General features: G+C 70.0%; 25 protein-coding genes. 17 read left to right on the forward strand and 8 right to left on the reverse strand.

Going from position 1 to position 24,356, the window contains the following annotated elements:
* The first annotated feature begins 240 nt into the window (after positions 1–240).
* The 3 genes from KBX08_RS34750 (at position 241) to KBX08_RS17530 (ending at position 7,355) form a co-directional block, all read left to right on the forward strand.
* Positions 241–6,549, forward strand: coding sequence for an RHS repeat-associated core domain-containing protein (locus KBX08_RS34750; RefSeq protein ID WP_210784549.1), 6,309 nt, complete (start codon positions 241–243; stop codon positions 6,547–6,549).
* Positions 6,550–6,645: 96 nt separating this feature from the next.
* Positions 6,646–7,149 (forward strand): DUF3592 domain-containing protein, encoded by a 504-nt coding sequence (locus tag KBX08_RS17525; RefSeq protein ID WP_374101949.1) that lies wholly within the window; start codon positions 6,646–6,648, stop codon positions 7,147–7,149.
* A gap of 17 nt (positions 7,150–7,166) precedes the next feature.
* Positions 7,167–7,355 carry a hypothetical protein gene (locus tag KBX08_RS17530; protein WP_210784551.1) on the forward strand — a complete coding sequence of 63 codons (189 nt, stop codon included), beginning with the start codon at positions 7,167–7,169 and terminating at the stop codon, positions 7,353–7,355.
* A 35-nt stretch (positions 7,356–7,390) separates the two neighbouring features.
* Here KBX08_RS17530 and KBX08_RS17535 read toward each other — a convergent pair whose 3' ends face one another.
* Both KBX08_RS17535 and KBX08_RS17540 read right to left on the reverse strand, forming a co-directional pair.
* Positions 7,391–7,723, reverse strand: coding sequence for a DUF3817 domain-containing protein (locus KBX08_RS17535; RefSeq protein WP_210784552.1), 333 nt, complete (start codon positions 7,721–7,723; stop codon positions 7,391–7,393).
* A gap of 25 nt (positions 7,724–7,748) precedes the next feature.
* Entirely contained in the window at positions 7,749–8,171 is a 423-nt protein-coding gene (locus KBX08_RS17540) for a hypothetical protein (RefSeq protein ID WP_210784553.1), read from the reverse strand.
* 131 nt (positions 8,172–8,302) lie between these two features.
* On the opposite strand from KBX08_RS17540, the gene KBX08_RS17545 reads away from it, so the two are divergent.
* From KBX08_RS17545 to KBX08_RS17555, 3 genes are read left to right on the forward strand one after another with little or no spacing between them, the layout of a single operon-like run.
* On the forward strand, positions 8,303–8,644 hold the full coding sequence (locus KBX08_RS17545; protein ID WP_372494714.1) for a DUF6158 family protein: 342 nt from the start codon (positions 8,303–8,305) through the stop codon (positions 8,642–8,644).
* The gene (locus tag KBX08_RS17550) at positions 8,644–8,982 is read left to right on the forward strand and encodes an SRPBCC family protein (RefSeq protein WP_210784555.1); all 339 of its coding nucleotides are present in this window, start codon (positions 8,644–8,646) and stop codon (positions 8,980–8,982) included. The genes KBX08_RS17545 and KBX08_RS17550 overlap by 1 nt, the downstream gene beginning before the upstream one ends.
* 53 nt (positions 8,983–9,035) lie before the next feature.
* On the forward strand, positions 9,036–9,578 hold the full coding sequence (locus KBX08_RS17555; RefSeq protein ID WP_210784556.1) for a DUF1360 domain-containing protein: 543 nt from the start codon (positions 9,036–9,038) through the stop codon (positions 9,576–9,578).
* A gap of 59 nt (positions 9,579–9,637) precedes the next feature.
* On the opposite strand, the gene KBX08_RS17560 is transcribed toward KBX08_RS17555, so the two are convergent.
* The 3 genes from KBX08_RS17560 to KBX08_RS17570 all read right to left on the reverse strand — a co-directional run bounded on the left by KBX08_RS17560 (position 9,638) and on the right by KBX08_RS17570 (position 11,659).
* Positions 9,638–9,832: a hypothetical protein gene (locus tag KBX08_RS17560; protein WP_091405645.1), complete on the reverse strand. Its 195-nt coding sequence runs from the start codon at positions 9,830–9,832 to the stop codon at positions 9,638–9,640.
* A 53-nt stretch (positions 9,833–9,885) separates the two neighbouring features.
* The gene (locus KBX08_RS17565; protein WP_247669581.1) at positions 9,886–10,125 is read right to left on the reverse strand and encodes a hypothetical protein; all 240 of its coding nucleotides are present in this window, start codon (positions 10,123–10,125) and stop codon (positions 9,886–9,888) included.
* 439 nt (positions 10,126–10,564) lie between these two features.
* On the reverse strand, positions 10,565–11,659 hold the full coding sequence (locus KBX08_RS17570; RefSeq protein ID WP_210784558.1) for a 3-deoxy-7-phosphoheptulonate synthase: 1,095 nt from the start codon (positions 11,657–11,659) through the stop codon (positions 10,565–10,567).
* Positions 11,660–11,932: 273 nt separating this feature from the next.
* Here KBX08_RS17570 and KBX08_RS17575 point away from each other — a divergent pair, with 273 nt between their 5' ends.
* Positions 11,933–12,151 carry a hypothetical protein gene (locus KBX08_RS17575; RefSeq protein WP_210784559.1) on the forward strand — a complete coding sequence of 73 codons (219 nt, stop codon included), beginning with the start codon at positions 11,933–11,935 and terminating at the stop codon, positions 12,149–12,151.
* On the opposite strand, the gene KBX08_RS17580 is transcribed toward KBX08_RS17575, so the two are convergent.
* Complete coding sequence (locus KBX08_RS17580) at positions 12,118–12,855, reverse strand: phosphodiesterase (protein WP_210784560.1); 738 nt, start codon at positions 12,853–12,855, stop codon at positions 12,118–12,120. The two genes, KBX08_RS17575 and KBX08_RS17580, sit on opposite strands and share 34 nt — an antisense overlap.
* A gap of 103 nt (positions 12,856–12,958) precedes the next feature.
* Here KBX08_RS17580 and KBX08_RS17585 point away from each other — a divergent pair, with 103 nt between their 5' ends.
* From KBX08_RS17585 to KBX08_RS17600, 4 genes are all read left to right on the forward strand, one after another.
* A complete protein-coding gene (locus KBX08_RS17585) occupies positions 12,959–14,248 on the forward strand; it encodes a pitrilysin family protein (protein WP_210784561.1) in 1,290 nt (429 codons plus the stop codon).
* On the forward strand, positions 14,245–15,582 hold the full coding sequence (locus KBX08_RS17590; RefSeq protein ID WP_210784562.1) for a pitrilysin family protein: 1,338 nt from the start codon (positions 14,245–14,247) through the stop codon (positions 15,580–15,582). Before KBX08_RS17585 ends, KBX08_RS17590 begins: the two co-directional genes overlap by 4 nt.
* 162 nt (positions 15,583–15,744) lie before the next feature.
* Complete coding sequence (locus KBX08_RS17595) at positions 15,745–16,770, forward strand: aspartate-semialdehyde dehydrogenase (RefSeq protein WP_210784563.1); 1,026 nt, start codon at positions 15,745–15,747, stop codon at positions 16,768–16,770.
* A 167-nt stretch (positions 16,771–16,937) separates the two neighbouring features.
* Positions 16,938–17,378 (forward strand): PPOX class F420-dependent oxidoreductase, encoded by a 441-nt coding sequence (locus tag KBX08_RS17600; RefSeq protein ID WP_210784591.1) that lies wholly within the window; start codon positions 16,938–16,940, stop codon positions 17,376–17,378.
* Between the two features lie 15 nt (positions 17,379–17,393).
* On the opposite strand, the gene KBX08_RS17605 is transcribed toward KBX08_RS17600, so the two are convergent.
* The gene (locus KBX08_RS17605) at positions 17,394–17,972 is read right to left on the reverse strand and encodes a nucleotidyltransferase family protein (protein ID WP_247669572.1); all 579 of its coding nucleotides are present in this window, start codon (positions 17,970–17,972) and stop codon (positions 17,394–17,396) included.
* A gap of 180 nt (positions 17,973–18,152) precedes the next feature.
* Here KBX08_RS17605 and KBX08_RS17610 point away from each other — a divergent pair, with 180 nt between their 5' ends.
* The 6 genes from KBX08_RS17610 to KBX08_RS17635 all read left to right on the forward strand — a co-directional run bounded on the left by KBX08_RS17610 (position 18,153) and on the right by KBX08_RS17635 (position 23,724).
* Positions 18,153–18,569: a CBS domain-containing protein gene (locus tag KBX08_RS17610; RefSeq protein ID WP_091405600.1), complete on the forward strand. Its 417-nt coding sequence runs from the start codon at positions 18,153–18,155 to the stop codon at positions 18,567–18,569.
* 208 nt (positions 18,570–18,777) lie between these two features.
* A complete protein-coding gene (locus KBX08_RS17615; RefSeq protein WP_210784565.1) occupies positions 18,778–19,149 on the forward strand; it encodes an SCP2 sterol-binding domain-containing protein in 372 nt (123 codons plus the stop codon).
* A complete protein-coding gene (locus KBX08_RS17620; RefSeq protein ID WP_210784566.1) occupies positions 19,149–21,209 on the forward strand; it encodes an amylo-alpha-1,6-glucosidase in 2,061 nt (686 codons plus the stop codon). Before KBX08_RS17615 ends, KBX08_RS17620 begins: the two co-directional genes overlap by 1 nt.
* 95 nt (positions 21,210–21,304) lie before the next feature.
* Entirely contained in the window at positions 21,305–22,057 is a 753-nt protein-coding gene (locus tag KBX08_RS17625; RefSeq protein WP_210784567.1) for a 1-acyl-sn-glycerol-3-phosphate acyltransferase, read from the forward strand.
* Between the two features lie 73 nt (positions 22,058–22,130).
* Positions 22,131–22,739: an isochorismatase family protein gene (locus KBX08_RS17630; protein ID WP_210784568.1), complete on the forward strand. Its 609-nt coding sequence runs from the start codon at positions 22,131–22,133 to the stop codon at positions 22,737–22,739.
* A 4-nt stretch (positions 22,740–22,743) separates the two neighbouring features.
* On the forward strand, positions 22,744–23,724 hold the full coding sequence (locus KBX08_RS17635; protein ID WP_210784569.1) for a GlxA family transcriptional regulator: 981 nt from the start codon (positions 22,744–22,746) through the stop codon (positions 23,722–23,724).
* Here KBX08_RS17635 and KBX08_RS17640 read toward each other — a convergent pair.
* Complete coding sequence (locus KBX08_RS17640) at positions 23,606–24,328, reverse strand: hypothetical protein (protein WP_210784570.1); 723 nt, start codon at positions 24,326–24,328, stop codon at positions 23,606–23,608. The genes KBX08_RS17635 and KBX08_RS17640 overlap by 119 nt on opposite strands.
* Positions 24,329–24,356 lie beyond the last annotated feature (28 nt).

Below are 24,356 nucleotides of genomic sequence, written 5' to 3' on the forward strand. Positions count from 1 at the left end.
CCACAGCCGGTTCTCCCCACAGCCGTCGCTCCTCGGACCCCTCTCGGAGGTAACCCGGTGCAGTCGAGCCTGTCCACTTACATGTTCGTGCCGTCGTCCAAACCCAGCCGAACCAGGACATTCGTCGTGATGCTTCTGGTGGTGACGCTAACTGCCACGACGTTGTTCGTACCGCCAGCTCGAGCATCGACACCGGAACCCTTCACGGCACCGAAGGCTGCGAAGGTCAAACCGGTACCTGTGCGTACCGTGCCCGCCGGCGAGGTGGCGGCCAAGGCCGCCGTACCGGAGGCCTCCGCGCAGCCGGCCCCCCAATGGCCGTCGGCGGGCACCGCCGAGGTCGACCTGCCCGGGCCGACGACGCAGGGCAGAGTGGCTTCGCCCGCCCGAGCCGGGGCGCTGCCGGTGCGGGTGAACCGTCCCGAGGCCTCCGCGCGCGGTGCCAGCTCGATTCCGAGCCGGGTCCGGGTCAGCGTGCTCGACCAGCGGGCCGCCGAGCAGGCGCGGATCCGTGGGGTGCTGCTCCGGGTCGCCCGGGTCGACGGTGCCGCCCAACGGGGCACCGTCGAACTCGGCGTCGACTACCGGGCATTCGCCACTGCCTACGGTGCCGACTGGGCGAGCCGGCTACGCCTGGTCTCCCTGCCGGCCTGTGCCCTCAGCACACCGGGGCGTCCGGAGTGCGCCGGCACCGTCCTGCCGACTCGCAACGACCTCGCCGCGCGTACGGCGACCGCCACCGTGCCGGTCGAGCCTCGGATGACGGAGAAGGGCAGCCTCGACCTGGCGGCGCAGGGGAGCCTGTTCGCTCTGACCGCCGGCCCCTCCGGTGCGGCCGGCGACTACGGCGCGACCAGTCTCTCGCCCTCGGCGACCTGGTCGGCCGGTAGCAGTTCCGGTGACTTCACCTGGTCGTACCCGATGCGCAACCCGCCAGGGCTCAATGGGCCGACGCCGGAGATGAAGCTGGCCTACTCCGCGCAGAGCGTCGACGGGCGGCACGCGGCCTCCAACAACCAGCCATCCTGGGTGGGCGAGGGCTTCGAGTTCGTCCCCGGCGACTTCATCGAACGGCGCTACCGGTCCTGTGGGCAGGACATGGACGGCGACGACAACAACAACGCCACCAAGACCGGTGACCTGTGCTGGGAGACCAACAACGCGACGATGTCGCTCGGTGGCGCCGGTGGCGAGCTGATCTACAACGCCACCGACGATTACTGGCACCTGCGCCGGGACAACGGCACCCGGGCCGAGCGCATCGTCGGCGGCACGTCGTACGGCAACGGTGACAACGATGGTGAGCACTGGAAGGTCACCACCACCGACGGCACCCAGTACTGGTTCGGTCGGCACAAGCTGGCCGGTTGGACCACCGACAAGGCGGTGACCAACTCCACCTGGACGGTCCCGGTCTTCGGTAACGACCCCAATGAGCCCTGCCGGGGCTCCAACTTCGCCGCCTCAGACTGTATGCAGGCGTGGCGGTGGAACCTGGACTACATCGTCGATCCGCATGGCAACACCATGTCGCTCTGGTACGCGCGGGAGTCCAACGGATACGCCCGCAACAACACCGCTGACGACGTCGCCTCCTACACCCGGGGCGGTTACCTGACCCGGATCGAGTACGGCACCGACAACCGCACCGCGGTCGGCGGTGTCCGCACCGACTCGCTCTATCGTGGCGTGGCCGCGCCGATGCGGGTGGATCTCGCCGCAGCGGACCGGTGCCTGAACGACTGCTCCAACCACGATGCGGCCCACTGGCCCGACACCCCCTGGGACCAGGAGTGCACCGGCGACTCCTGCCTGGTCGGTGCGCCCACCTTCTGGTCGAAGAAGCGGCTGTCGACAGTGACCACACAGGTCCGCGACGGCAGCGCCTACCGCAACGTGGAGCGATGGACCCTCACCCACACGTTCCCCGACCCCGGAGACGGCACCAGGGCGGGCCTGTTCCTGAAGAAGATCTCCCACGCGGGTCTGGTCGGCACCACCGCCTCGGTACCGGACATCGAGTTCACCGAGACGCAACTCAGCAATCGGGTCGACACCATCGACCACTCGGCCGCGATGAACTGGATGCGTCTCGCGGCGATCCGCAGCGAGAGCGGTGGCACGGTGAACGTCACCTACTCCGAGCCGGACTGTATCGCCGGATCCCGGATGCCCAGTGCCCCGCACAACAACACGATGCGCTGCTACCCGGTCCGCTGGACACCGGAGGGCTACACCAACCCGGTCACCGACTGGTTCCACAAGTACGTGGTGACCACCATCTACGAGATCGACCACACCGGCGGCGTACCTCCGAACGGCAGTCCGCGGACCGCCTACTCGTACAGCTACCTCGGCGATCCGGCGTGGCACTACGCCGACGACGACGGACTGATCGGGAAGAAGGACAAGACCTGGTCGGTGTGGCGGGGATACGAGAAGGTTGGCGTCACCGTCGGTGACCCTGGCGAGCAGACCTACGTCGAGACGAAGTACTTCCGCGGCATGCACGGCGACAAGCAGCCGACCGGGACCCGCAACGTGTCGGTGACGGGGACCGGCGTGCCGACGGTGAAGGACGAGGACGCCTACGCCGGCATGGAACGAGAGAAGACCACGTACAACGGTCCCGAGGGCGCGGTCGTGTCCCGTGAGGTGAGCGAGCCCTGGCAGTCTTCCGCTACCGCCTCCCGCACCATCAACGGCGATCTCGTCGAAGCGAGATTCGTGGATGTTTCCGGACGGCACAACAGGATAACCCTGGACGCCGGCCGCGGTGAGCGGGTCACCTCGCAGTACACCACCTTCGACGACAAGGGTCTGCCGACCAAGGTGGACGATCTGGGTGACGCCGACAACGCCGGTGACGAGCAGTGTGTCAAGACCGAGTACGCGAACAACACCACGAACTGGCTCATCGGGCAGCCGCACACCAAGTCCACTTACGCGGTCCGCTGTGCTGACGCGGAGAACCCCGCCAGCCTCACCGAGGACAAGGTCATCTCGGTGGAGCGGGTCTCCTACGACGGCAACACCCACGGTGTGGCGCCGACGCGCGGCGAGGCCACCCGGAATGAAGAGATGTCGGCTTGGACGGCCGGTGCGCCGTCCTTCGTGACCGTCTCTCGGGCGGCGTTCGACGTCTACGGCCGGGTAACGGAGGCCTGGGACGCGGTGAACGCTCGGTCCACGACGGCGTACGTCCCGGCCAGTGGTGGCCCGGTGACCGGTCTCGTGGTCACCAACCCACTGAGCCATGCCATCACGAGTGAACTGGAACCTGGCTGGGGCCTGGCAACCAAGGTCACCGATGCCAACGGTAAGCGTACCGAGACCAGCTATGACGGCCTCGGCCGACTGAAAGCGCTCTGGGGTCCAGGCCGTGATAAGACGACCCAACCGGCGAACACCACGTACGACTATCTGATCCGGGCCGACGCGCCCTCGGTGATCACTACGAAGGCCCTCAACTCGGCGGGCAACTACGTCGAACGGTACGAGCTCTACGACGGCCTGCTCCGCAAGCGGCAGACCCAGGCCGCGTCACCGTCCGGTGGCCGCCTGCTGACCGACACCTTCTACGACACCGCCGGTCGGGAGGTGAAGTCCTACAGCGCGTACCACACCGCCGGCTCGCCAGGCACCACTCTGGTCACCTCGACGGAAGCGGCCTTCGTCCCAACCCAGATGCGGACCGAGTACGACGGGGTGGGTCGGGCGGTCGCGTCGGTCTTCCAGCCGTACGGTGCCGAACGGAACAGGACCCGCACCTACTACGCCGGCGACCGGGTTGACACCACCCCACCGCTGGGCGGCACCGTCGATTCCAAGGTGGGCGACGCTCAGGGGCGCACCGTGGAGCTACGCCAGTACCACGGTGCGACCCCGACCGGCACATACGAGTCGACTCTCTACCGCTACAACCGGAAGGGTCTGCTCGATCAAGTGACGGACCCGGCGGGTAACCAGTGGGCGTTCAACTACGACATCCGTGGCCGGCGCATCGGGGCCACCGACCCGGACCGTGGGCCGACCAGCATGACGTACGACAACGCCGACCGCGTCACGTCTACGACGGACGCGCTCAACCAGAAGCTGGTTTACGCGTACGACTCGCTCGGTCGCAAGCGAGCGGTCTACGAGAACCAGGTGGGTGGGAAGCTGCGGGCAGAGTGGTTGTACGACACCCTCGCCAAGGGACAACTCACGCAGAGCAGCAGGGCAGTTGGCACGGCTGTCTACCAGGTGAAGGTCACGGGATACAACGACAACTACCAACCCACCGGTACGCAGGTGGTCATTCCGACATCGGAGACCGGCTTGGCTGGCACCTACGATTTCGGCGCCACCTACAACGTCGATGGCAGTGTGGCCTCCGGGTCTCTTCCTGCCAGTGCGGACCTGCCGACGGAGACGCTGTTCCAGCACTACGACCCCGTTTCCGGGCTGCCAAAACAGTTGACCACGCTATATGGTGCCGGACCGAAATCCAGCTATGTGGCGGACACCGACTACAACGCACTCGGCAAGGTCGATCAGTACGAGATGTATACCGGCCTCTATTCGGAGACGGGATCGAGAGTCTTCCGCTCGTTCACGTACGAACTCGAAACTGGCCGGGTGTCCGGCAGCAGCACCGATCGGGATTCGACCGCGCCGCACAAGATCACGGATGTTCGCTACAGCTATGACCAGGTCGGCAACATCACCAAGATGTCCGACATGGCGGCCACGGGCGGAGCCGACCACCAATGCTTCCAACACGACTACCGAGGGCAGTTGGCGCAGGCGTGGACGCCGGCCAACGGCGACTGCAACACCGCACCGACCGTCTCCGGCCTCGGTGGTCCAGCCAAGTACTGGCTGGAGTGGGACATCGACAAGGCGGGTCGCCGGCTGGAGGAGATCGATCGCAGCAATTCGTCCGGCGAGCGCGTCACCACCTACAACTACGGATATCCAGCCGGCGGCGGAGTCCGGCCACACGCACTCAACGGCACCACTACCAAGGTCAACGGGGTGGTCACCGCAACCACCTCCTACACCTACGACGCGGCTGGCAATACCCTGACCCGGCCGACGGCCACCGCCGGTACCCAAACCCTGACCTGGGATCCGGAGGGTCTGCTGGCCACCAGCACCGACAGCACAGGCCCCACCAGCTACATATACGACGCAGACGGCAATCGGCTGATTCGTAAGGACCCGACCGGGAAGACGCTCTACCTTCCGGGCCAGGAAGTGCGATACCGCACCTCCGACGGCAATCTCTCCTGCACCCGCTACTACACCTTCAACGGGCAGACGATCGCATCTCGTACCGCCGCGGGGCTGGTATGGCTCGGCAGCGACCATCAGGGCACCGCCCAGGTGTCGGTCAACGCAGCTAACCAGCAGTTCACCATCCGCCGACAGACGCCGTACGGCACGGCCCGTGGCGGATCGCCGGCCTGGCCCAACAGCAAGGGCTTCGTCGGTGGGACGGTGGACAACACGGGGCTCACCCATCTGGGGGCACGCGAGTACGACCCGGGGCTCGGTCGGTTCGTGAGTGTTGACCCGGTGTTCAACATGGACGCGCCCGAGCAGATGAATGGGTACGCCTACGCGGGCAACAGCCCCATCACGCAGTCCGATCCGACTGGCCGGGAGCCCGGTGGCAGTTGGACGTACCTCGGAAGCGACAGTTGGACCAGCACCAAGGGCGGCTACCGCTATCACTACCGTGCCGACTACTACCTCTTCTGCCGGTACGGCGGATCCGTCTGCCTCGGTGGGGTGGGCAACACGCTCTACTGGATCCCGATGGAGTACTCCGGCATGCCGGGCGTGTGGCTGGTGGCCCGAGTGGTGCTGAATGTCTGGCGATCGGCGCTGAATTGGCAGGGCCCGACGGCGAACGTACCCGCAGGGCCGCCGAAGCCCCGAGTGCATATCCCGAGTACTCCGGTCTGCCCCCCGGCACCCATTCCTGAGAAGCCCGAGGGTGAGCTGGATGGTCCGAAGTGCGCCTTCAAGGACTGGAAGTGTTTGACCAGCGGCTCGGAGGGGGTGAAGAAGTGGTGGCGGGGTAACCGGGACTGGGTCACCGGCGCGGTCGGCATCACCGGCGCGGCGCTGTGCATCGTCGCCACGGCTGGGGTCTGCGCGATTGCCGGCGGGATCGGCTTGGGGGTCGCCGTGGGCGGCCGAGGCATGGACCTCTACTCCTCGAAGAGTGGGGCGAAGTCGCCAGAGGCCTGGGCGAGAGCCCTGGGCGGGGCGGTGATCGACTATGCCTCATACAGATTCATCCCAGCGGTGCCGTTGTACAAGACGACGCGGATGGGCAACACCGTCCCCGCGCCGCGAAGCTGGCGCCATCCAACCGGGAGCTACAGCCTTTCCTGGAAGGAGCAGTACAGACCTCGAGGCGGGCTGGATCGCACTGCTACCGATGCCGCTGCAAGGGCGTTGGCTGCCCAACTGGGCTGGGTCGCGGTCTCGGCGCCGGGCGGCGTGGCGAAGTGGCAGATGGGCGTCCCGTTCACCGACCCCTTCGCGTGGTGACGAACCCAGCCGAGGGCTGGAACAGCCCTCGGCTGGGTTCTAGGGTGGGTCGATCGATGGGGATGTCGTGACGAAGAGGTAGGGACGGTTTCTCGCGTGTGGTTGGCCGATGCAACTGAGGATGAGCGGAAACTGCTCCGTACGGCGATGATTCTGCTCCTGATAGGCCTGGGGTTGCTCGGCAGTTCGCTCGGCTACCGGTGGTGGGACTCATCGGAGGCGGATCGGCTGCGCGTGGAAGGCGTGCAGGTTCCGGCCACCCTCACCGACCGGGAGGGAGGCGACGCCCGAGGGAGCGGCGTCGACCGGATCGAGGTCTACTACATGTACGAGGGGGAGCAGCATCACGACTGGATCCCCTGCGCCAAGCTCGCCGCCTGCAGCAGCCCGCCGCCCCAGGCGTTGACCATCTGGGTGGACCCGAATGATCCGGAGCATTTTGTGGCGGAGAACGGGCGTACCGATGGCTCGCTGTTTTTCCTGATGTCCTGGTATTTCGTGCCGATCGGCGCAATCCCCGCCATCGCCGGTGGCCTGATACTTCGCTCGATGAGGATCGATAGGAAGAACGCGAAAAAGTCACCCAGCGCTGATAATTAAGTTATAGGGGAGACGGAATGACGAAACCTGTCAAAAAAGGGGTGCGGCCGCCGTCCGCTGCCCGCAACCCGAAGGCGTACGCCTTGTCGGTGGCGGGAGCGGTGTTGATTCTGGTGGGACTGGTGGCGGTCGACTCGATCCTGCTGGTGGCGGTCGGGGCCGCTCTGACGCTGGCCGGATGGCTACTCGCCCGCCGAGGGGCGTGAAGGTCGGCGCAACCAATCTTCACGCCCGCTCACCGTCATCGCGGGAGGACGGGCTCCGGAGTCCGTTCCTCCTGCGGTGCGGCCACCCAGGCGCTGACCCGGCGCTCGGCGTAGAACGAGACGAACGGCACCGTGCCGGCCAGCATCACCAGCAGCATCCGCTTCAGCGGCCAGTCGGCTCGGCGGCTCAGGTCGAACGCGGCCACCAGGTAGATCATGTAAAGGAAGCCGTGCGTCGGCCCGATGGTCTCCACGACGACCGGGTTGTCGAACGCGTACTTCAGCGGCATGCCGATCACGACCAGCAGGATCAGCACCACGCCCACGATCCAGGCGATCACGCGGTACCGGGTAAGGGCAGCGCCCACCTTCGTCCGTCCTTCCGAGCCCGGCTCAGCCGGGATAGTCACCGGGCCGGGCGCCCGGATTGGCGTTCAACCATGACAGGTAGTGGTTGTAGGCGGCCAGGTCGGTGTCCTCGACGACATCGCCGCTGGCCGGTACCCGGGACACCCGCACCGGGCGGCGTACCGCCGGTCGGGACCCGATGGTGACCGCCGGCGCCGGCTCGACGGCCGGATCCGCGGGCGGCGCGTCGGCCTCCGCCGCCCTGCGGCGGGCCAGCTTCACCTCACGCCACCAGACGTAGACCACGAAGCCGGCGAAGATCGGCCACTCGACCGCGTACCCCCAGCTCAGGCTGTTGCCGGCGGTGGCCCGGCTGATCTGCCACCAGCCCAGCCCGAGAAAGCCCACGACCAGCACGACCATGGCCACGTGGCGTGCGATCCACGCCGGGGTCCAGAGCCGCCTCATGACATTGAGGGTACCGGGGGCGCTACCGGTCTCCGACACCGTGTCGTAGTCGTCGCCTCGCCGGCTTGGTTTGGCATCACCACGCCTGGGCAATCGTCTAGACGCCAGCCCAAACGAGATCAAGGGGGGCGATCATGACCGGATCGGTACGTGGGGACGGCTTCGCGTCCAGCGGCAGTGCGGATATTAGCCCGGAGCAGCGGGTGCCCGAGTGGGGCGGCGATCAGCTCGCCGACCCGGCCGGCGCTCCCGGCCTCGACGGCGACCTGCTCGGCATCGACCCGACGGAGCTGACCGACGAGGACCTGATCCGCGAGATGCACAGCCTGCACCGCACCCGCCTGGACACCCTGCGGCACGCGGCGGACTCCGCACTCGCGAACCACCTGCGGCGTACGGCGGAGCTGGAGACCGAGTACCTGGCCCGACACCCGGGTCGCGAGGTCGATCCCAGCCGCCTGCGGGACGCGTGATGCCGGCGCGCGCCGTGCGCGGCATGTCCGCGCCACCCGAGGTGGTCTTCAACACGGCCACCGACCCCGACCGTGCCTCGGCCTGGCTGCCGGAGCCGCTGCGCGGCGACGGCAGCCCCGCGGCGGAGATCAGCGGGGAGGAGCTGCGCGCCCGCTGGGGCGACGGCGACGCCGACGACTGGTCCGCCGAGATCCGGGTGGAGCCGGCCGATTCCGGTGGCGCCCGGATTCAGCTCGACCTGGCCGACGGGTCCGGCGGACCCGGTCCGGACCAGTTGGCCGACGAGGCGCTCACCAACCTGGCACGCGAGGTCGCCGACAACCTCCAGGCCGGCTGAGCCGGCCGCGCGGGACGCCGTTCCCGCACCACCACGACACGTGAGGAGATCGGGTGAGCGACACTGGCCTGCGACAGAAGGCGGCCCGGCTGCGCCGGGCGTACGCGCCGCACGAGCACCGGCCGCTCGGCGGCTACCTGGTGGCCATGGGCGCCTACGCCGGGGTGACCGGGGTTCTCGCCGGCCTGGTCAAGGCGACCGGCCGACCGGTGCCGGAGCGTCCCGCGCCGTCCGACGTGGTGCTGCTCTCCATCGCCACGCACAAGCTGAGCCGGTTGCTGTCCAAGGACGCGGTGACCAGCCCGTTGCGGGCGCCGTTCACCCGCTACGACCGTCCGATCGGCAGCGGCGAGGTGATGGAGCAGGTCCGCGACTCGGGCAGCCCCACCCGGCACGCCATCGGCGAGCTGCTGAGCTGCCCGTTCTGCCTGGCGGTCTGGGTGGCCACCGGGCTGACCGGTGGCCTGGTGCTCGCGCCCCGGCTCACCCGTCTGGTGGCCACCGCGCTGACGGCGGTCGCCGCGTCCGACTTCCTCCAGATGGCGTACGCGACGGCGCAACAGGCTGCCGAGGGTGGGCACCAGGACGACGACTGACGAGCAGGACGGGAAAGGGGGGCCGGCAGACACCGGCCCCCCTTTTTTTCTCGTACGCCTCAACGTTGCATGCCGGACCAACCGTGCGGCGACTCCGGCTCCCGCTCGTCCTCGTCCGCCCCGGTGATGATGTCCCGATCCACCGCCGTGCGGTCGTGCTCGTTGGCGAAGTCCGGCTCGGGCGTGGTGTCCCTGCCCTTCGGGGGCTGACCCAGCGCCGGCACCTTCTCGTCGTGGTCCTCGTGGTGCGTCATGTCGGTGTCCCTCCTGCGGTCATTCGCGCGATGGTGCCGCCCAGGTCGCTCGCTCAGCCGATGGAACCGCCCAGCAGGTCGCTGGCCTCGTCCACCGAGTACTCGCCCTCGGGAAGCGCGTCGATGCGGGCGAGCAGGTCCGGTGGAAGCTCGGCGGCCACCGCCCGGCGATAGATCTCCGCCTGGGTGACCCGCTCCTGCGCCCGGAAGATGTCGTCGAGCAGGTCGTCGAGGGCCTGGGTGTCCGGCTCGCCGGCCACGGATGCGTCTGCGTCGTCGGTCACGTCGATCAGCTACCCGGGGCGGAAACGGTCAAACGTCACCCCGGTGGCGGCCTGCGCTCTTGGTCGATGGCCCCGCGAACCCTCCTTTGCTCTGCACCCGCCCAGGCGACAGTCACGCTGGGTAGGTGGTGCGCGGACGGGTGCAGAGCAAAGGAAGGCAAAGGGGTGCCGGGGGCGAAGAGGGGCGAGGGTGATGTTGCTCGCCCTCTCGGCCGGGCCGGTCCGCTGGGGTTCGCCGAATACAGACAGCGCCGCCCCCGGCCTTGTGGGCCGGGGGCGGCGCTGGTGTCGGTGTGCAGGTCGCCTCTCGGCGAGTGGCACTACGCGGCTCCAGCCGGACGGTATTCCGCGAAGGCTATTTAGGTGAGGCCCGGGGACACTGGACACACCGACACCCCTGTCAACGAGCCGACCCCCGCTCGTGTTCCGTGCGCTGAGGTGTTGGCGGTCACACCGTCGTCGGCAGGGTGGCCCGCCGGGCCCGCACGGCCGAGGCGAGGTGGTCGAGCACCTCGGCGGTGTCGTCCCAGCCCAGGCACGCGTCGGTGACCGACCGGCCGTACTCCAACTCCCGAGTCGGGTCGAGCTCCTGCCGGCCGGGCAGCAGGAACGACTCCAGCATCACGCCGGTGATCCCACGCTGGCCGGCGGCCAGCTGGGCGGCCACGTCCGCGGCGACCAGCGGCTGGTTGCGGTGGTCCTTGCCGCTGTTGGCGTGACTGGCGTCGATCACCAGCCGCTCCGGCAGATCGGCGGCGCGGAGCAGGTCGAGTGCCCCGGCGACCGACTGGGCGTCGTAGTTGGGTCGGCCGCCCCCACCGCGCAGCACCAGGTGCCCGTCGGTGTTGCCCCGGGTGTGCATGATCGCCGGGGTGCCGGAGAAGTCGATGCCGGGGAAGACGTGCGGCACACCGGCGGCGCGGATCGCGTCCACGGCCGTGCCGATGCTGCCGTCCGGGCGGTTCTTCATGCCGATCGGCATGGACAGGCCGGAGGCGAGCTGGCGGTGCACCTGGCTCTCCACGGTGCGGGCACCGATCGCGCCCCAGCCCACCGTGTCCGCGATGTACTGCGGGGTGATCGGGTCGAGGAACTCGCAACCCACCGGCAGGCCCAGGCGGAGCACGTCGAGCAGCAGCGCCCGAGCCAGCCGCAGGCCGGTGTTGACGTCCCCGCTGCCGTCCAGACCCGGGTCGTTGATCAGGCCCTTCCAGCCGACCGTCGAGCGGGGCTTCTCGAAGTAGACCCGCATGACGATCAGCAGGTCGTCGGCCAGCCGGTCGGCTGCCGTCCGCAGCCGCTGCGCGTAGTCGAGGGCGGCGGCCGGATCATGCACCGAGCAGGGGCCGACCACCACCAGCAGGCGGTCGTCCTCGCGGTCCAGTACGCGACTGACCGCGCGACGGCCGGTCAGCACGGCCGCCGCGAGCGGGGCGTCCAGGGGCAACTCGTGGTGCAGCAGGGCGGGCGTGGTCAGCGGCACGACACGGTCGATCCGCTGATCGCTGACCCGATCGGTCTCCGGGGTCGTCACGGTGGGCATCCTTCCGCCGACCGTGCCCGGGGCCGGTGCCCGGGACGAGCCGGCTGCTCGTACGCAAAAGGGCAGGAACGACAGCTCCTGCCCAGCCGGCTCGGTCCGTGGTGACGTCAGTTCATGGGGAAGTCACCGGCGTGCGAGCCGGCCGCCTAAACCATCGATAGGAACGCGTCACCGGGCCAGCGTACCCGACCGGAGGCGGTCACCCGGACTGTCGTCCCAAGATGCGGGGCGGACATCGCGTGCCGGGGGCGCGGTCGGGGTAACAGGGGTGCCATGACACACGAGCAGAGCGATCAGGAGCGGGTGGAGTCCCGCGCGCACCACCTCCTGCCTGAGGAGAAGGCGGTGGGCAGCGACGACCCGGAGGCGCAGGCGGAGGCCATCCTCGCCGAGTCGGACATCCGCGAGGCGGACCAGAACGCAGCCCCGGACACGGTGCTGGAGCGCCGTACCTCGGATCAGACAGTGGTGGCGGTCGAACCGCCGGACTGAGCGGTTGCTCCACGGGCCCGACGAGATCCCCGGTAGGTCTGGTCGCGCAGCCAGGCAAGCGGGCCTGCCACCCGCAGTTCGGGTGGCAGGTTGCGCACCGGGTCGAACGCGAGCGCCGCGTCCTCGTCGGCGCTGAGCTGAGCATCGAGGCTGACCTGCCCGACCAGCCGCCAGGGCCCCACGGCTGACGCGACCGCGAGTACCAGGCGCGGGGTGTCCGTCCGGGTCGCGGCGGCCGCCGAGGCCAGGCTGCGACCGAGGTCGGCCGAGTCGGGGTCGGCCAGCGCGGCCAGCCAGAGCCGACGCCGACCCGCGCGGTAGCAGGTGATCGTGCTGTACGTGCCGGTGAAGCGGCGTCGGGGCAGCGGCAGGTTCCGCAGCACCGGGGCCGCGCCGCTGGAGCTGACCAGCAGGTCGAACGGTCGGCCGCCGTCGCGGTGCAGGCGCAGTGCGAGGCCCAGAACGTCGGGCCAACTGCCGGGCGTGGGCGTCCCCTTGGAGAGCCGGATGATGGTCCGGTACCGGCCGGGGTGGTCCAGCAGGGCGACCCCGGTCGGCGGTCCGGGCGTACCCCAGATCACCGTCTCGCCGACGAACGAGCGACCGGCCGGATGCAGCAGCCGGCCGCGGCGCAGCCGGCCGAGTGCGGTGCTGGCGCGTTCGACGGCGGTGGCGGCCCGGGACGGAGGCGGGGTGACGGTCATTGCTCACCGGTACCCCGCGCGGCGGCTCCGATGCGGCCCGGGTCGGCTCGCCGACCGACCGCACGTCACCTTTCCGCCTCCGAGATCGGATAGCGTCGGGGGCATGCCCGACAGCGGTTACCCCTGGCCCATTCAGACGTCCCGACTGGACAACGGCCTGCGCGTGGTGGTGAGTGAGGATCGCACCGCGCCCGCCGTGGCCGTCAACCTCTGGTACGACGTCGGCTCCCGGCACGAGCCGGCCGGGCAGACCGGTTTCGCCCACCTCTTCGAGCACCTGATGTTCGAGGGCTCGGTGAACGTGGCGAAGACCGAGCACATGAAGCTGATCCAGGGCTCGGGCGGCTCGCTCAACGCCACGACCAACCCGGACCGGACCAACTATTTCGAGACGGTCCCGGCCGAGCACCTGGAGCTGGCGCTCTGGTTGGAGGCCGACCGGATGGGCGGCCTGGTCCCCGCCCTCACCCAGGAGACGCTGGACAACCAGCGGGACGTGGTGAAGAACGAGCGCCGGCAGCGCTACGAGAACGTGCCGTACGGCGACGCCTGGCTGCGGTTGCTGCCGCTGCTCTACCCGCCGGGGCACCCCTACCACCACGCCACGATCGGTTCGATGGCCGACCTGAACGCCGCCGACCTGGGCACCTTCCAGGCGTTCCACCAGACCTACTACGCGCCGAACAACGCGGTGCTGACCGTGGTCGGCGACGCCACCGCCTCCGACGTGTTCGCGCTCGCCGACAAGTACTTCGGCGCGTTGCCAGCCCGCGACGACATCCCGCCGGCACCGGACGGCCGCAACGTCCCCGCCACCGGGCAGACGGCCGTCGAGTCGGTGAGCGCCGACGTGCCGGCGCCACGGGTCTACATCGCCCACCGCAGCTACCCGTTCGGCAGCGCGGGATACAACGTGATCACCGTGCTCGCCACCATCCTGGGCAGCGGCCGGGGCAGCCGGCTCTACCAGCGCCTCGCCGACGGCGAGCGGATCGCGCAACCGGACCTGGTCGGGGCGTACGGGGTGGACCTCGCACACGCCCCGGCACCGCTGATCGCCACCGCCACCGCCCGCCCCGGAGTGAGCGCCGAGCGGCTGGCCGAAGGGCTGGCCGAGGTCGTCGACGAGTTGGCCACGGTGCCGGTCACCGCCGCCGAGCTGGATCGCGCCAAGGCGTTGCTCAGCACCGGGTGGTGGCGTCAGCTGTCCACCGTCGACGGCCGCGCGGACCTGCTCGGCCGGTACACCACGCAGTTCGGTGACCCGGCCCGCATCGCCGAGCAGTTGCCGGCCCTGCTCGCGGTCACCGCCGAGCAGATCGCCGAGGCCGCCGCCGAGGTGCTCGCCACCGACCGGGTGACACTGACCTACCTGCCCGAGGAGACCTCATGACGCTGATCGCCGACCGTCCCGGCCCGGGTGCCGCCCGCCCGTACCGGTTCCCGCCGGTGGTCCGCCGCGCCGCCGCCGGTGGTCAGGTCGTCGCCGCGCACCTGCCGGGGCAGAACCTCGCCGTGGCCCTGCTGCTGCTCGACGTGGGCGCGGGCCAGGAGCCGGTCGGCAAGGAGGGTCTGTCCGGCGTGCTGGCCAAGGCGTTGGAGGAGGGGACCGCGCAGCGGGACGCCGCCGCGTATGCGCTCGCCGTCGAAGGGCTCGGCACCGCGTTGTCGACCGGTCTGGACTGGGACTCGTTCCAGGCCAGCGTGGTGATCCCGGTGGACCGGCTGAGCGCGGCGGTGGAACTGCTCGCCGAGGCGGTCCGGACGCCCAGGCTCGACCCCGTCGACGTACGCCGGGTCCGCGACGACGAGGCGACCGCACTCCGGATGGACTGGGCCAACCCCGGCCCGCGCGCCGACGCCGCGCTGCGCGCCGACCTGTTCGGCGCCCAGAACCGCTGGGGACGGCCGATGCACGGCGACCCGGAGTCGGTCGCCGGGTTGGACGTGGAGGACGTGACGGTCTTCCACTCGGAGTGGTTCCTGCGCCCCGGCACCCTGATCGTCGCCGGTGACCTGGACCGGATCGACCTGGACGCGCTGGCCGCCGCGGCGTTCGCCGGCACCGGTGGTGGCCTCGCCGAGCGGGGCGGTCCCATCGAGGTGCCGCTGCACAGCGGTCGGCGGATCATCCTGGTGGACCGGCCCGGCTCGGTGCAGTCCACGCTGCGGCTGGGCCACCCGTCACCGCACCGGGCGCACCCCGACCACGTGCCGATGACGCTCGCCGGCACTGTGCTCGGCGGGGCGTTCACCTCCCGACTCAACCACCTGCTGCGGGAGGTGCACGGCTACACCTACGGCATCCGGGGCGACTTCGCCGCGTCGCGGCGGTTCGGGCGGTTCGCTGTCAGTTCCGGCGTGCAGACGGCGGTCACCGCACCGGCCCTGGTCGAGGCGGTGGGCGAGATCACCCGTACCCAGGCCACCGGGGTGACCGAGGAGGAGCTGGAGGTGGCCCGCTCCTGGCGGGCCGGGCAGCTCTCGGTCGAGTTGCAGAGCCCTCGGGCGATCGCCTCCGCGCTGACCACTCTGGTGGTGCACGACCTGCCGGACGACTACCACGCGCGGTTGCGCGAGTCGTTGCTCTCCGCCGACGTGGACCAGGTCTCCGCGGCGGCAGCCACCCACCTGCACCCGGAAGCTCTCACCCTGGTCATCGAGGGCGACGCCGCAGTGATCCGCGACGACCTGGAGGCCACCGCCCTAGGAGATCTCCTCCCCTAACCCGCGCCGGACGAACGTCGTTGATCAAGAGGTTTGCGTCATCCGGAGCACGGTTTCTGACGCGAATCTCTTGATCGACAGATGTAGGGCGGGTGTGAGGTGGAACCCGGGGGGTGGGAAAGGGGTCCCGGTTTCGGGGGTGGGGTCGGTAGCCTCGCGGGCATGAGGATCGGCATTGTGGGGGCCACCGGCCAGGTCGGTGGCGTGATGCGGCAGGTGCTGGCGGAGCGGGAGTTCCCAGCGGAGCAGGTGCGGTTGTTCGCCTCGGCGCGGTCCGCCGGGCGTACGCTGCCGTGGCGCGACGGCGAGGTGACAGTCGAGGATGCCGCTACCGCTGACTATTCCGAGCTGGACATCGTGCTCTTCTCGGCCGGTAAGGGCACCGCTCGCGAGTTGGCGCCCCGGGTCGCCGAGGCCGGCGCCGTGGTGATCGACAACTCGTCGGCGTTCCGGATGGACCCGCAGGTGCCGCTGGTGGTCGCCGAGGTCAACCCGCACGCCGCCCTGGACCGACCCAAGGGCATCATCGCCAACCCGAACTGCACCACGATGGCCGCGATGCCGGTGCTGCGTCCGTTGCACGCCGAGGCCGGTCTGGTCGGTCTGGTCGTCTCCACCTACCAGGCGGTCTCCGGTGCCGGGCTGGCCGGCGTCGCCGAGCTGGACGAACAGGTCCGCAAGGTGGCCGAGCACGCCGCCGGGCTGGCCTTCGACGGGTCGGCAGTGGAGTTCCCCGCGCCCCGCTCGTTCACCCAGCCCATCGCCTTCAACGTTCTCCCGCTGGCCGGTTCGATCGTCGACGACGGCTCGTTCGAGACCGACGAGGAGCAGAAGCTCCGCAACGAGAGCCGCAAGATCCTGGAGATCCCCGACCTGTTGGTCTCCGGCACCTGTGTCCGGGTGCCGGTCTTCACCGGGCACTCGCTCCAGATCAACGCCCGGTTCGCCCGGCCGCTCACCCCGCAGCGCGCCCACGAACTGCTGGCCGACGCGCCCGGGGTGGCACTGACCGACGTCCCGACGCCGTTGCAGGCCGCCGGCCAGGACCCGACCTACGTGGGCCGGATCCGCGTTGACGAGACCGTCGAGTACGGGCTGGCGCTGTTCTGCTCCAACGACAACCTGCGCAAGGGCGCCGCGCTGAACGCGGTGCAACTCGCCGAGCTGGTCGCCGCCGAGCGCCGCTGACCGGCACGGTCGCCGAAACACCGAACTCTCACCGAGCCCTCGCCGTCCGTCGGCGAGGGCTCGGTGCCGTTCCGGGTGGTCGCCCCGCCGTTCCGGGTGGTCGCCAGCGGCGGCCGGCAGGTCGTGCTTGGATGGGTTCGAGACGATCGTCCAACCTGGAGGGCACCATGCCGGATGACCACACCCAGCAGGCGTTGACCGATCTGGTGGCCGGCCGCTCGATGGGCGTGCTCGCCACCATCAAGCGGGACGGGCGTCCGCAGCTGTCCACGGTGCTCTACTCCTTCGACCGGGACGCGGGCCTGATCCGGGTCTCGGTCACCGACGGTCGCGCCAAGACCGCCAACCTGCGCCGTGACCCGCGTGCCAGCTTCCACGTGAGCAGCGAGGACGGCTGGGCGTACGCGGTCGTCGAGGGTCGCGCCGAACTGACCCCGCCGGCCACCGAACTCGGCGACGAGACTGTCGAGGAGTTGGTGGCGCTCTACCGAGGGCTGAGCGGCGAACACCCCGACTGGGACGAGTACCGCCAGGCCATGGTCGACGAGGGACGGATCGTGCTACGCCTGCACGTCGAGCGGCTCTACGGGATGCCGCCCCGGGGCTGACCCGCCCACAGCCGATCAGCCCGGCTCGATCACTGTCACGCCGGGCCAACGTTGCGCCGGCCGGTGCCGGGCCAACCGCTCCCGCGACCGGGCCACGTCCACCCGGGCCGAGTTGTGCCGCCACACCCCGGCCAGCAGATCCGTCAGGCCGTACGGGGCGCAGACCCGGAGTCGGCCGGCCGGGTCCAGGCTGACGGCCACCGCTGTCGCGTACTCCGGCCAGGTGGCGACCGCCTCGGCCACGCTGCGGTACGGCGCGATCGGGCCGCCCCCGAACTTGGCCGCGTACCAGGTGTGCACCGCCGCCTGGTTGCGCGCCTGCCACGGCGGCTGCGGCCACATCTCCGCCAGCCCGGCGGTGGCCCGGTCGTCGTCGACGCGGGTCAGCCGCACTGGGTCGAAGAAGACCACGTCGACGTCGCGGACCCGCGCCGGGTCGAACCCCTCGCCGTACCGCTCGCCCCAGACCAGGTCGCGCAGGGCGCCCGCGCCGATCCAGGCGTCCGGCAACCCGGAGTCACGCACCACCGTCAGCGCCCGGGTCAGCCAGTTGCTGCCGGCGACCAGTTCCCGCAGCTCATCCTCGCCCGTCATCATCCGCCCACCGTAGGCAGCCCGACCCTGCGGCGGGAAACCTCCCGGTTGCTGTCGTTCAGCGACGGGGTCCTCGCCATCACGAACTGCGACACCCGCGCGGATAGGCCGGGGCCGTCGGCGTTACCCCCTCCCGGGCGGCGGGTAGACGGGCCGTGCCGACACCGAGAGGGGAGCACCATGACAACGGTCGGAGAGTTCATGACGACCCGGTTGGTGACGATGGACGGCAACGACACGCTCATCGCCGCCGCGCAGGAGATGCGTGACAGCGCGATAGGCGACGTGGTGGTGACCGACGGCGACAGTGTGGTCGGCATCGTCACGGACCGGGACATCACGGTCCGAGGCGTCGCGGAGAACATGGACCCGGGCTCGACCCGGTTGAGCCAGATCACCACTCGCGACGTGATCACGGTGAGTCAGTACGACGATGCCGTGGCCGCCGCGGACCTGATGCGGACGTACGCCGTACGCCGACTTCCGGTGATCGACGACGGGCGCCTGATCGGCCTGGTGTCGATGGGTGACCTCGCGGTCGAGCGCGAACCGCAGTCGGTCCTGGCCGACATCAGCGCCGACGACCCGAACAACTGACCCGTCCGCCGCGGCGCGCGCCGGCTCTCCCTTCCGGGAGGGCCGGCGCTGTGGCGTCTCCACCGGGGCGGGCGGGCTCACCCGATTTGGGCGAGGTTGACCGGGGGAGCGGCGGGGACCCGTGCGGGGACGTGCAACGCCGGCCGTCCGTGCGACGCGAGCGCGGTGGGTGGGATCCCCGGCCCGGCAACTGGGAGGAGTGGACCCGATGGTGGACGCGACCACGAGGTTCTTCGAGGACCTGGACCGGCGGGGGTACGAACCCCTGCTGGCCAAGACCTCCGGGACGCTGCGGATCGACCTGCACGAGGGGGCGCAGACCCGGCACTGGCTGCTGAGGATCGACCACGGCCGGCTGAACGTCAGTCAGGAGGACCAGGAGGCCGACACGGTGATCGGCGCGAGCCCTGTCCTCTTCGACGACATCGCCTCGGGGCGCGAGCACGGCCTGGCCGCGCTGTTGCGGGGGGACATGACGGTCTCCGGTGACGCTCGGCTCGTCGTACAGGTGGAGCGGATCTTTCCGGGTGCCCCGGACGCCCGTGGGCCGCGTCGGCGATTCGCCGGGGAGGTGCACTGATGGGGCAGAGCAACACGATCCGGATCCTGGACGGCAACACGTTCGTCGTCTGCGAGGACACCGGTGACATCGAGGCGACGCCGAGCGAGCCCACCGGGCTCTTCTCCATCGACACCCGGTTCCTGTCGACCTGGGTGCTGACCGTCAACGGTGAGCGACTCAACTCGCTCTCCTACGACGACCTGCAGTACTTCGAGTCGCGATTCTTCCTGGTCCCGGGAATGGCAACGCACTACGTGGACGCCAAGCTGTCGATCATCCGGGAGCGCACCGTGGGCGGCAGCTTCTGTGAGCAGCTGACCATCCTCAACCACGACGAGAAGCCGGTCGACCTGGAAGTCCGGATGGACGCCGCGTCGGACTTCGCCGACCTGTTCCAGGTCAAGGACGAGATCCTGAACAAGAAGGGCGAGATCTACACCGAGGTGGAGTCGGACCGGCTGCGGCTGGGGTACCGGCGGGGCAACTTCCGGCGGGAGACGGTCATCTCGTCGTCGATGTCGGCCCGGTACGACAGCAAGGGCTTCGCGTACACCGTGCACCTGGAGCCCAACGAGCAGTGGGACGCCTCGATCGACGTCCAGACCCACGCGGTGGGGCCCGGCGGCCGGGACCTGCGGTTCGGGCTGCGCAAACACGGCACCGAGCGGCTCGCTCTCCAGCACGACCTGGAGAAGTGGATCGCCGACGCACCGAAGGTCAACAGTGAGCACGGCCGGGTGGCCAGCACATATCGGCGCAGTCTGATCGACCTGGCGGCGCTGCGCTTCTCGCCGCTGTCGCTTGGCGGCGCCACCCTGCCCGCCGCCGGTCTGCCCTGGTTCATGACCATGTTCGGCCGGGACAGCATCCTCACCTGCCTGCAGACACTGCCGTTCACCCCGCAGTTGTCGAAGACGACGCTGCGCATCCTGGCGTCCCTTCAGGGCAGCCGGTTCGACGACTTCCGGGACGAGGATCCGGGGCGCATCCTGCACGAGATGCGCTACGGCGAGACCGCGGCCTTCGAGGAACAGCCACACTCGCCGTACTACGGCTCGGTCGACGCGACGCCGCTGTTCATCGTGCTGCTCGACGAGTACGAGCGGTGGAGCGGGGACGTCGCGCTGGTCAAGGAGTTGGAGCAGGAGTCCCGGGCGGCGCTGAGGTGGATCGACAACTACGCCGACCTGGTCGGCACCGGCTACATCTGGTACGAGCGACGCAACACCGACACCGGCCTGGAGAACCAGTGCTGGAAGGACTCCTGGGACTCGATCTCCTACTCCGACGGCACGCTGCCGCCGTTCCCACGGGCCACCTGCGAGGTGCAGGGGTACGCGTACGACGCGAAGGTCCGCGCGGCGCGGTTGGCGCGCCAGTTCTGGGGTGACCCGGAGTTCGCCGACCAGTTGGAGCGGGAGGCGGCAGAGCTGAAGGAGCGGTTCAACCGGGACTGGTGGGTGGACGACGGCGAGTACTTCGCCCTGGCCCTGGACCCGGACGGCCGGCAGTGCGACATCCTCAGCTCCAACATCGGCCACCTGCTGTGGAGCGGGATCGTCGAACCGGAGCGGGCGGAGAAGCTCGCCGCGCACCTGGTCGGGCCGCGGCTCTTCTCCGGCTGGGGGGTGCGCACCCTCGCCGAGGGGGAGGCCCGCTACAACCCCATCGGCTATCACAACGGCACGATCTGGCCGTTCGACAACTCGTTCATCGCCTGGGGCCTGCGCCGCTACGGCTTCGCCGAGGAGGCCGCGACCATCGCCAACGGCATCCTGGACGCGGCCACGTACTTCGACGGCCGGTTGCCGGAGGCGTTCGGCGGCTACCCGCGGGAGCTGACCAAGTTCCCGGTGGAGTACCCGACGGCGTGCAGTCCGCAGGCATGGTCGACAGGTACGCCGCTGTTGCTGCTGCGCACCATGCTCGGTCTGGAGCCGCACGAGGGTCACCTGGCGGTCGAGCCACGGCTGCCGGTGGGGATGGGTCGCATCGAGGTGCTGGACATCCCCGGTCGTTGGGGCCGGGTGGACGCGTTCGCCAGGGGTCGACTGGACCTGGACAAGCTCTCCGACTGACCGATCCGGCCGCCGAACCGGCGGTGGCGCGCCGCCCGCGTCGCCGCCGGTTCGCCACCCAGCCGATCCCCAGCCGGTCAGGGTAGATTCTGCGAATGCCGGAGCTCGTGTACCCGCCCGTTATCGCCGCCGCCAAGACGCTGTTCCGGGTCCTCGACCTGAAGATCACGATCGAGGGCGCCCACCACGTACCCCGCACGGGCGGGGCGGTGTTGGCCAGCAACCACGTCAGCTACCTCGACTTCATCTTCGCCGGTCTGGGCGCGAACGCGTCGGGCCGGCTGGTCCGCTTCATGGCCAAGGATTCGGTCTTCACACACAAGATCTCCGGCCCGCTGATGCGTGGGATGCGGCACATTCCGGTGGACCGGCAGGCCGGCGCGGCCTCGTTCCGCGCCGCCGTGGGGGCGCTCAAGAAGGGCGAGGTCGTCGGCGTCTTCCCCGAGGCGACGATCAGCCGGTCGTTCACCGTCAAGGAGCTCAAGAGCGGCACGGTCCGGATGGCCCGCTCGGCGAAGGTGCCGGTGCTGCCTGTCGCGTTGTGGGGCACCCAGCGCCTCTGGACCAAGGGCCGCCCGCGCACTCTGACCCGCCGGCACACGCCGATCACCATCCTGATCGGCGAGCCGATCAACCCGGCGGACTTCCCGGACCCGAACGTGCTGGCCGCCGAGCTTACCACCCGGCTCAGCGCCCTCGTCGACCGGGCGCAGCGGGACTATCCGGACACCCCCGCAGGCCCGGACGACACCTGGTGGCAGCCCGCGCACCTGGGCGGCAGCGCGCCGACACCGGAGGAGGCCGCCGCTCTGGACGCCGCCGCCGAACACCGCGCCCCCACGCCCTAGTTGGCCGGATCGTTCCGCACCCGGGCAGAATGGTGTCTGCCGGCGCGAACGCCGTCCGACCAGGATCGACGTCATGAGCAGAGCAGCACTCGTCGTGATCGACGTGCAAGAGTCCTTCCGTCAGCGCCCGATCTGGGCGTACGGCTCCAACCCCGACGTGATCCGCCAGGTCGACCGGCTGGTGACTGCCGCCCGGCAGCGCGGCGACCTGGTGGTCTGGGTCCTGCACTCGGAGCCCGGCACGGGCGGGTTGTTCGACCCTGCTCTCGGGTACGTCCGGCTGATCGACGGGCTGGTCCCCGCCGAGGGTGAGGCGACGCTGGTCAAGACCGCGCACAACGCGTTCACCACAACGAACCTCCAGCAGCTGCTCACCCAGGCGGGCATCACCGACATCACCGTCTGCGGCATCCGCACCGAGCAGTGCGTGGAAACCACCACCCGGGTCGGCGCGGACCTCGGCTACCGGATGACCTTCGTCACCGACGCCACGCTGACCTTCCCCATCCCACACCGGGACCTGCCGGAGACCGCCACGGTCGCGGAGATCCTCGCCGACCCGCGCACCCTGACGAACGAGGAGATCGTGACCCGGACCGAGTACGCGCTGGCTGGCCGCTTCGCGACCATCCGCACCGTGGACGAGGTCACCGGCGCGACCCTCGCCGGCAGCCGGGGCTGACGTCGTGACCCGGGTCGTCTTCCTGCTGGTCCCACAGCTGCACCTGCTGGACCTCGCCGGGCCGGCCCAGGTCTTCTCCAGCGCCGCCGACCTCGGGTACGACTATCAGCTGCACTACGTCGCGGAGCGCGAGCAGGTGCCCACCGTGCAGGGCGTACCACTGGTCGCCGACACCCGGTGGCCCGAGCTGGCCCCGGACGACCTGCTGATCGTGCCCGGTTGGCGGCCGGCGGCACACGGGCCGCAGGGACCGGTGTCGCCCGGCGACCTGCGGCGGCTCGCCGAGCACCACGCGGTCGGTGGCACCGTGGCCAGTGTCTGCGCCGGGGCGTACGCGCTCGGGCGGGCCGGGCTGCTCGACGGCCGACGCTGCACCACCCACCACGAGGTACAGGACGACCTGGCCCGCCGGCACCCGGCGGCCCAGGTCGTCCGCGACGTGCTGTACGTGGTGGACGACCGGGTGGTCACCTCGGCGGGCATCGCCAGTGGCATCGACGTGGCGCTGCATCTGGTGGCTACCCGGCACGGCCCGGCGACCGCCGCGAAGATCGCCCGCACGCTGGTCGTCTACGCGCGCCGCAACGGCCACGAGCCGCAGGCCAGCGCGTTGATGCGGCACCGCTCACACCTGTCCGACTCGGTGCACCGGGTGCAGGATCTGATCGACAGCCGGTACGCCGAGCCCCTGCCGCTTGCCGAACTGGCCGCCGCGGGTGGCGTGGCCGAACGAACCCTGACCCGGCTCTTCCGGGCGAGCACCGGCCTCACCCCGCTCGGCTACCAGCAGCTGCTCCGGGTGGAACGGGCCGAACACCTGATCGGGCACGGCACCACTGTGGAAGCCGCCGCCCGGGCTGTCGGTTTCACCGATGCCCGGATGCTGCGCCGCCTGCGAGCCCGCCCCACTCTGTCGGATCCGGTCTCGAGCGGTAGTAGTCGTCCCGGGAGTGGAACTCCACAGGCAACGAGCCGGGCAGCGTGATCCGGGTGTCGCCGGCGAGCAGACCGGGGCCGGCCCGCACCAGCAGCACGTCGCGCTCCTGGGCCGAGAGGTCGACCAGTTGTGGACGGTTGAGCCGGAACATGGCCACCGCCCGGCGGACCTGCCGGGCCAGCGCCACGACCTCGGCGGTCGTTCCGCTGAGGGCCAACGCCGGCTGCTGAATGGTGCGCAGCGCGTCGCAGACGATCAGCAACTGCGCCGGGGCGTCCGGCGCGCTCGCCGGAAGCTCCAACCGGGACGGCCACTGCCAGCGGACCTGACCGCTCATCAGGCCGTTCAGTCGAGCCGGCGGTCGGGCCCGGTGCGTGCCGTCGGCGACCAGCGACAGCTGCGAGCCACTGCCCACCCAGCAGATCCGCTGGTCGGTGACGGTCACCGTGACCGGCTCGGGCATCTGCCAACGGCGTCGTACCTCGCTGGGCCCGAGCAGGTAGCCCGCGACCAGCAGCCGGTGTCGCCCGAGCAGCCGCTCGCCGGGAATCGGTCGCAGGTTGTAGCGGCGGTCCAGGGTCGGGCCCACGTCGTCGTCGGGGGCGTCGAACCGGTGGGGACCGATGAAGAAGGGGGACGCGTCGGCGTGCATCGTCACGACCTTCCGGTCAGCTGGCTGT

This window comes from Micromonospora sp. H61 (assembly GCF_018070325.1).
Taxonomy (GTDB): domain Bacteria; phylum Actinomycetota; class Actinomycetes; order Mycobacteriales; family Micromonosporaceae; genus Micromonospora; species Micromonospora salmantinae.

Coding starts and splice junctions, on each gene's coding strand:
- KBX08_RS17530 (WP_210784551.1), top strand. CDS start 7,167: ATGACGAAACCTGTCAAAAAAGGGGTGCGGCCGCCGTCCGCTGCCCGC.
- KBX08_RS17540 (WP_210784553.1), bottom strand. CDS start 8,171: ATGAGGCGGCTCTGGACCCCGGCGTGGATCGCACGCCACGTGGCCATG.
- KBX08_RS17550 (WP_210784555.1), top strand. CDS start 8,644: ATGCCGGCGCGCGCCGTGCGCGGCATGTCCGCGCCACCCGAGGTGGTC.
- KBX08_RS17560 (WP_091405645.1), bottom strand. CDS start 9,832: ATGACGCACCACGAGGACCACGACGAGAAGGTGCCGGCGCTGGGTCAG.
- KBX08_RS17570 (WP_210784558.1), bottom strand. CDS start 11,659: ATGCCCACCGTGACGACCCCGGAGACCGATCGGGTCAGCGATCAGCGG.
- KBX08_RS17575 (WP_210784559.1), top strand. CDS start 11,933: ATGACACACGAGCAGAGCGATCAGGAGCGGGTGGAGTCCCGCGCGCAC.
- KBX08_RS17580 (WP_210784560.1), bottom strand. CDS start 12,855: ATGACCGTCACCCCGCCTCCGTCCCGGGCCGCCACCGCCGTCGAACGC.
- KBX08_RS17585 (WP_210784561.1), top strand. CDS start 12,959: ATGCCCGACAGCGGTTACCCCTGGCCCATTCAGACGTCCCGACTGGAC.
- KBX08_RS17590 (WP_210784562.1), top strand. CDS start 14,245: ATGACGCTGATCGCCGACCGTCCCGGCCCGGGTGCCGCCCGCCCGTAC.
- KBX08_RS17595 (WP_210784563.1), top strand. CDS start 15,745: ATGAGGATCGGCATTGTGGGGGCCACCGGCCAGGTCGGTGGCGTGATG.
- KBX08_RS17600 (WP_210784591.1), top strand. CDS start 16,938: ATGCCGGATGACCACACCCAGCAGGCGTTGACCGATCTGGTGGCCGGC.
- KBX08_RS17605 (WP_247669572.1), bottom strand. CDS start 17,972: ATGACGGGCGAGGATGAGCTGCGGGAACTGGTCGCCGGCAGCAACTGG.
- KBX08_RS17610 (WP_091405600.1), top strand. CDS start 18,153: ATGACAACGGTCGGAGAGTTCATGACGACCCGGTTGGTGACGATGGAC.
- KBX08_RS17615 (WP_210784565.1), top strand. CDS start 18,778: ATGGTGGACGCGACCACGAGGTTCTTCGAGGACCTGGACCGGCGGGGG.
- KBX08_RS17620 (WP_210784566.1), top strand. CDS start 19,149: ATGGGGCAGAGCAACACGATCCGGATCCTGGACGGCAACACGTTCGTC.
- KBX08_RS17625 (WP_210784567.1), top strand. CDS start 21,305: ATGCCGGAGCTCGTGTACCCGCCCGTTATCGCCGCCGCCAAGACGCTG.
- KBX08_RS17630 (WP_210784568.1), top strand. CDS start 22,131: ATGAGCAGAGCAGCACTCGTCGTGATCGACGTGCAAGAGTCCTTCCGT.
- KBX08_RS17640 (WP_210784570.1), bottom strand. CDS start 24,328: ATGCACGCCGACGCGTCCCCCTTCTTCATCGGTCCCCACCGGTTCGAC.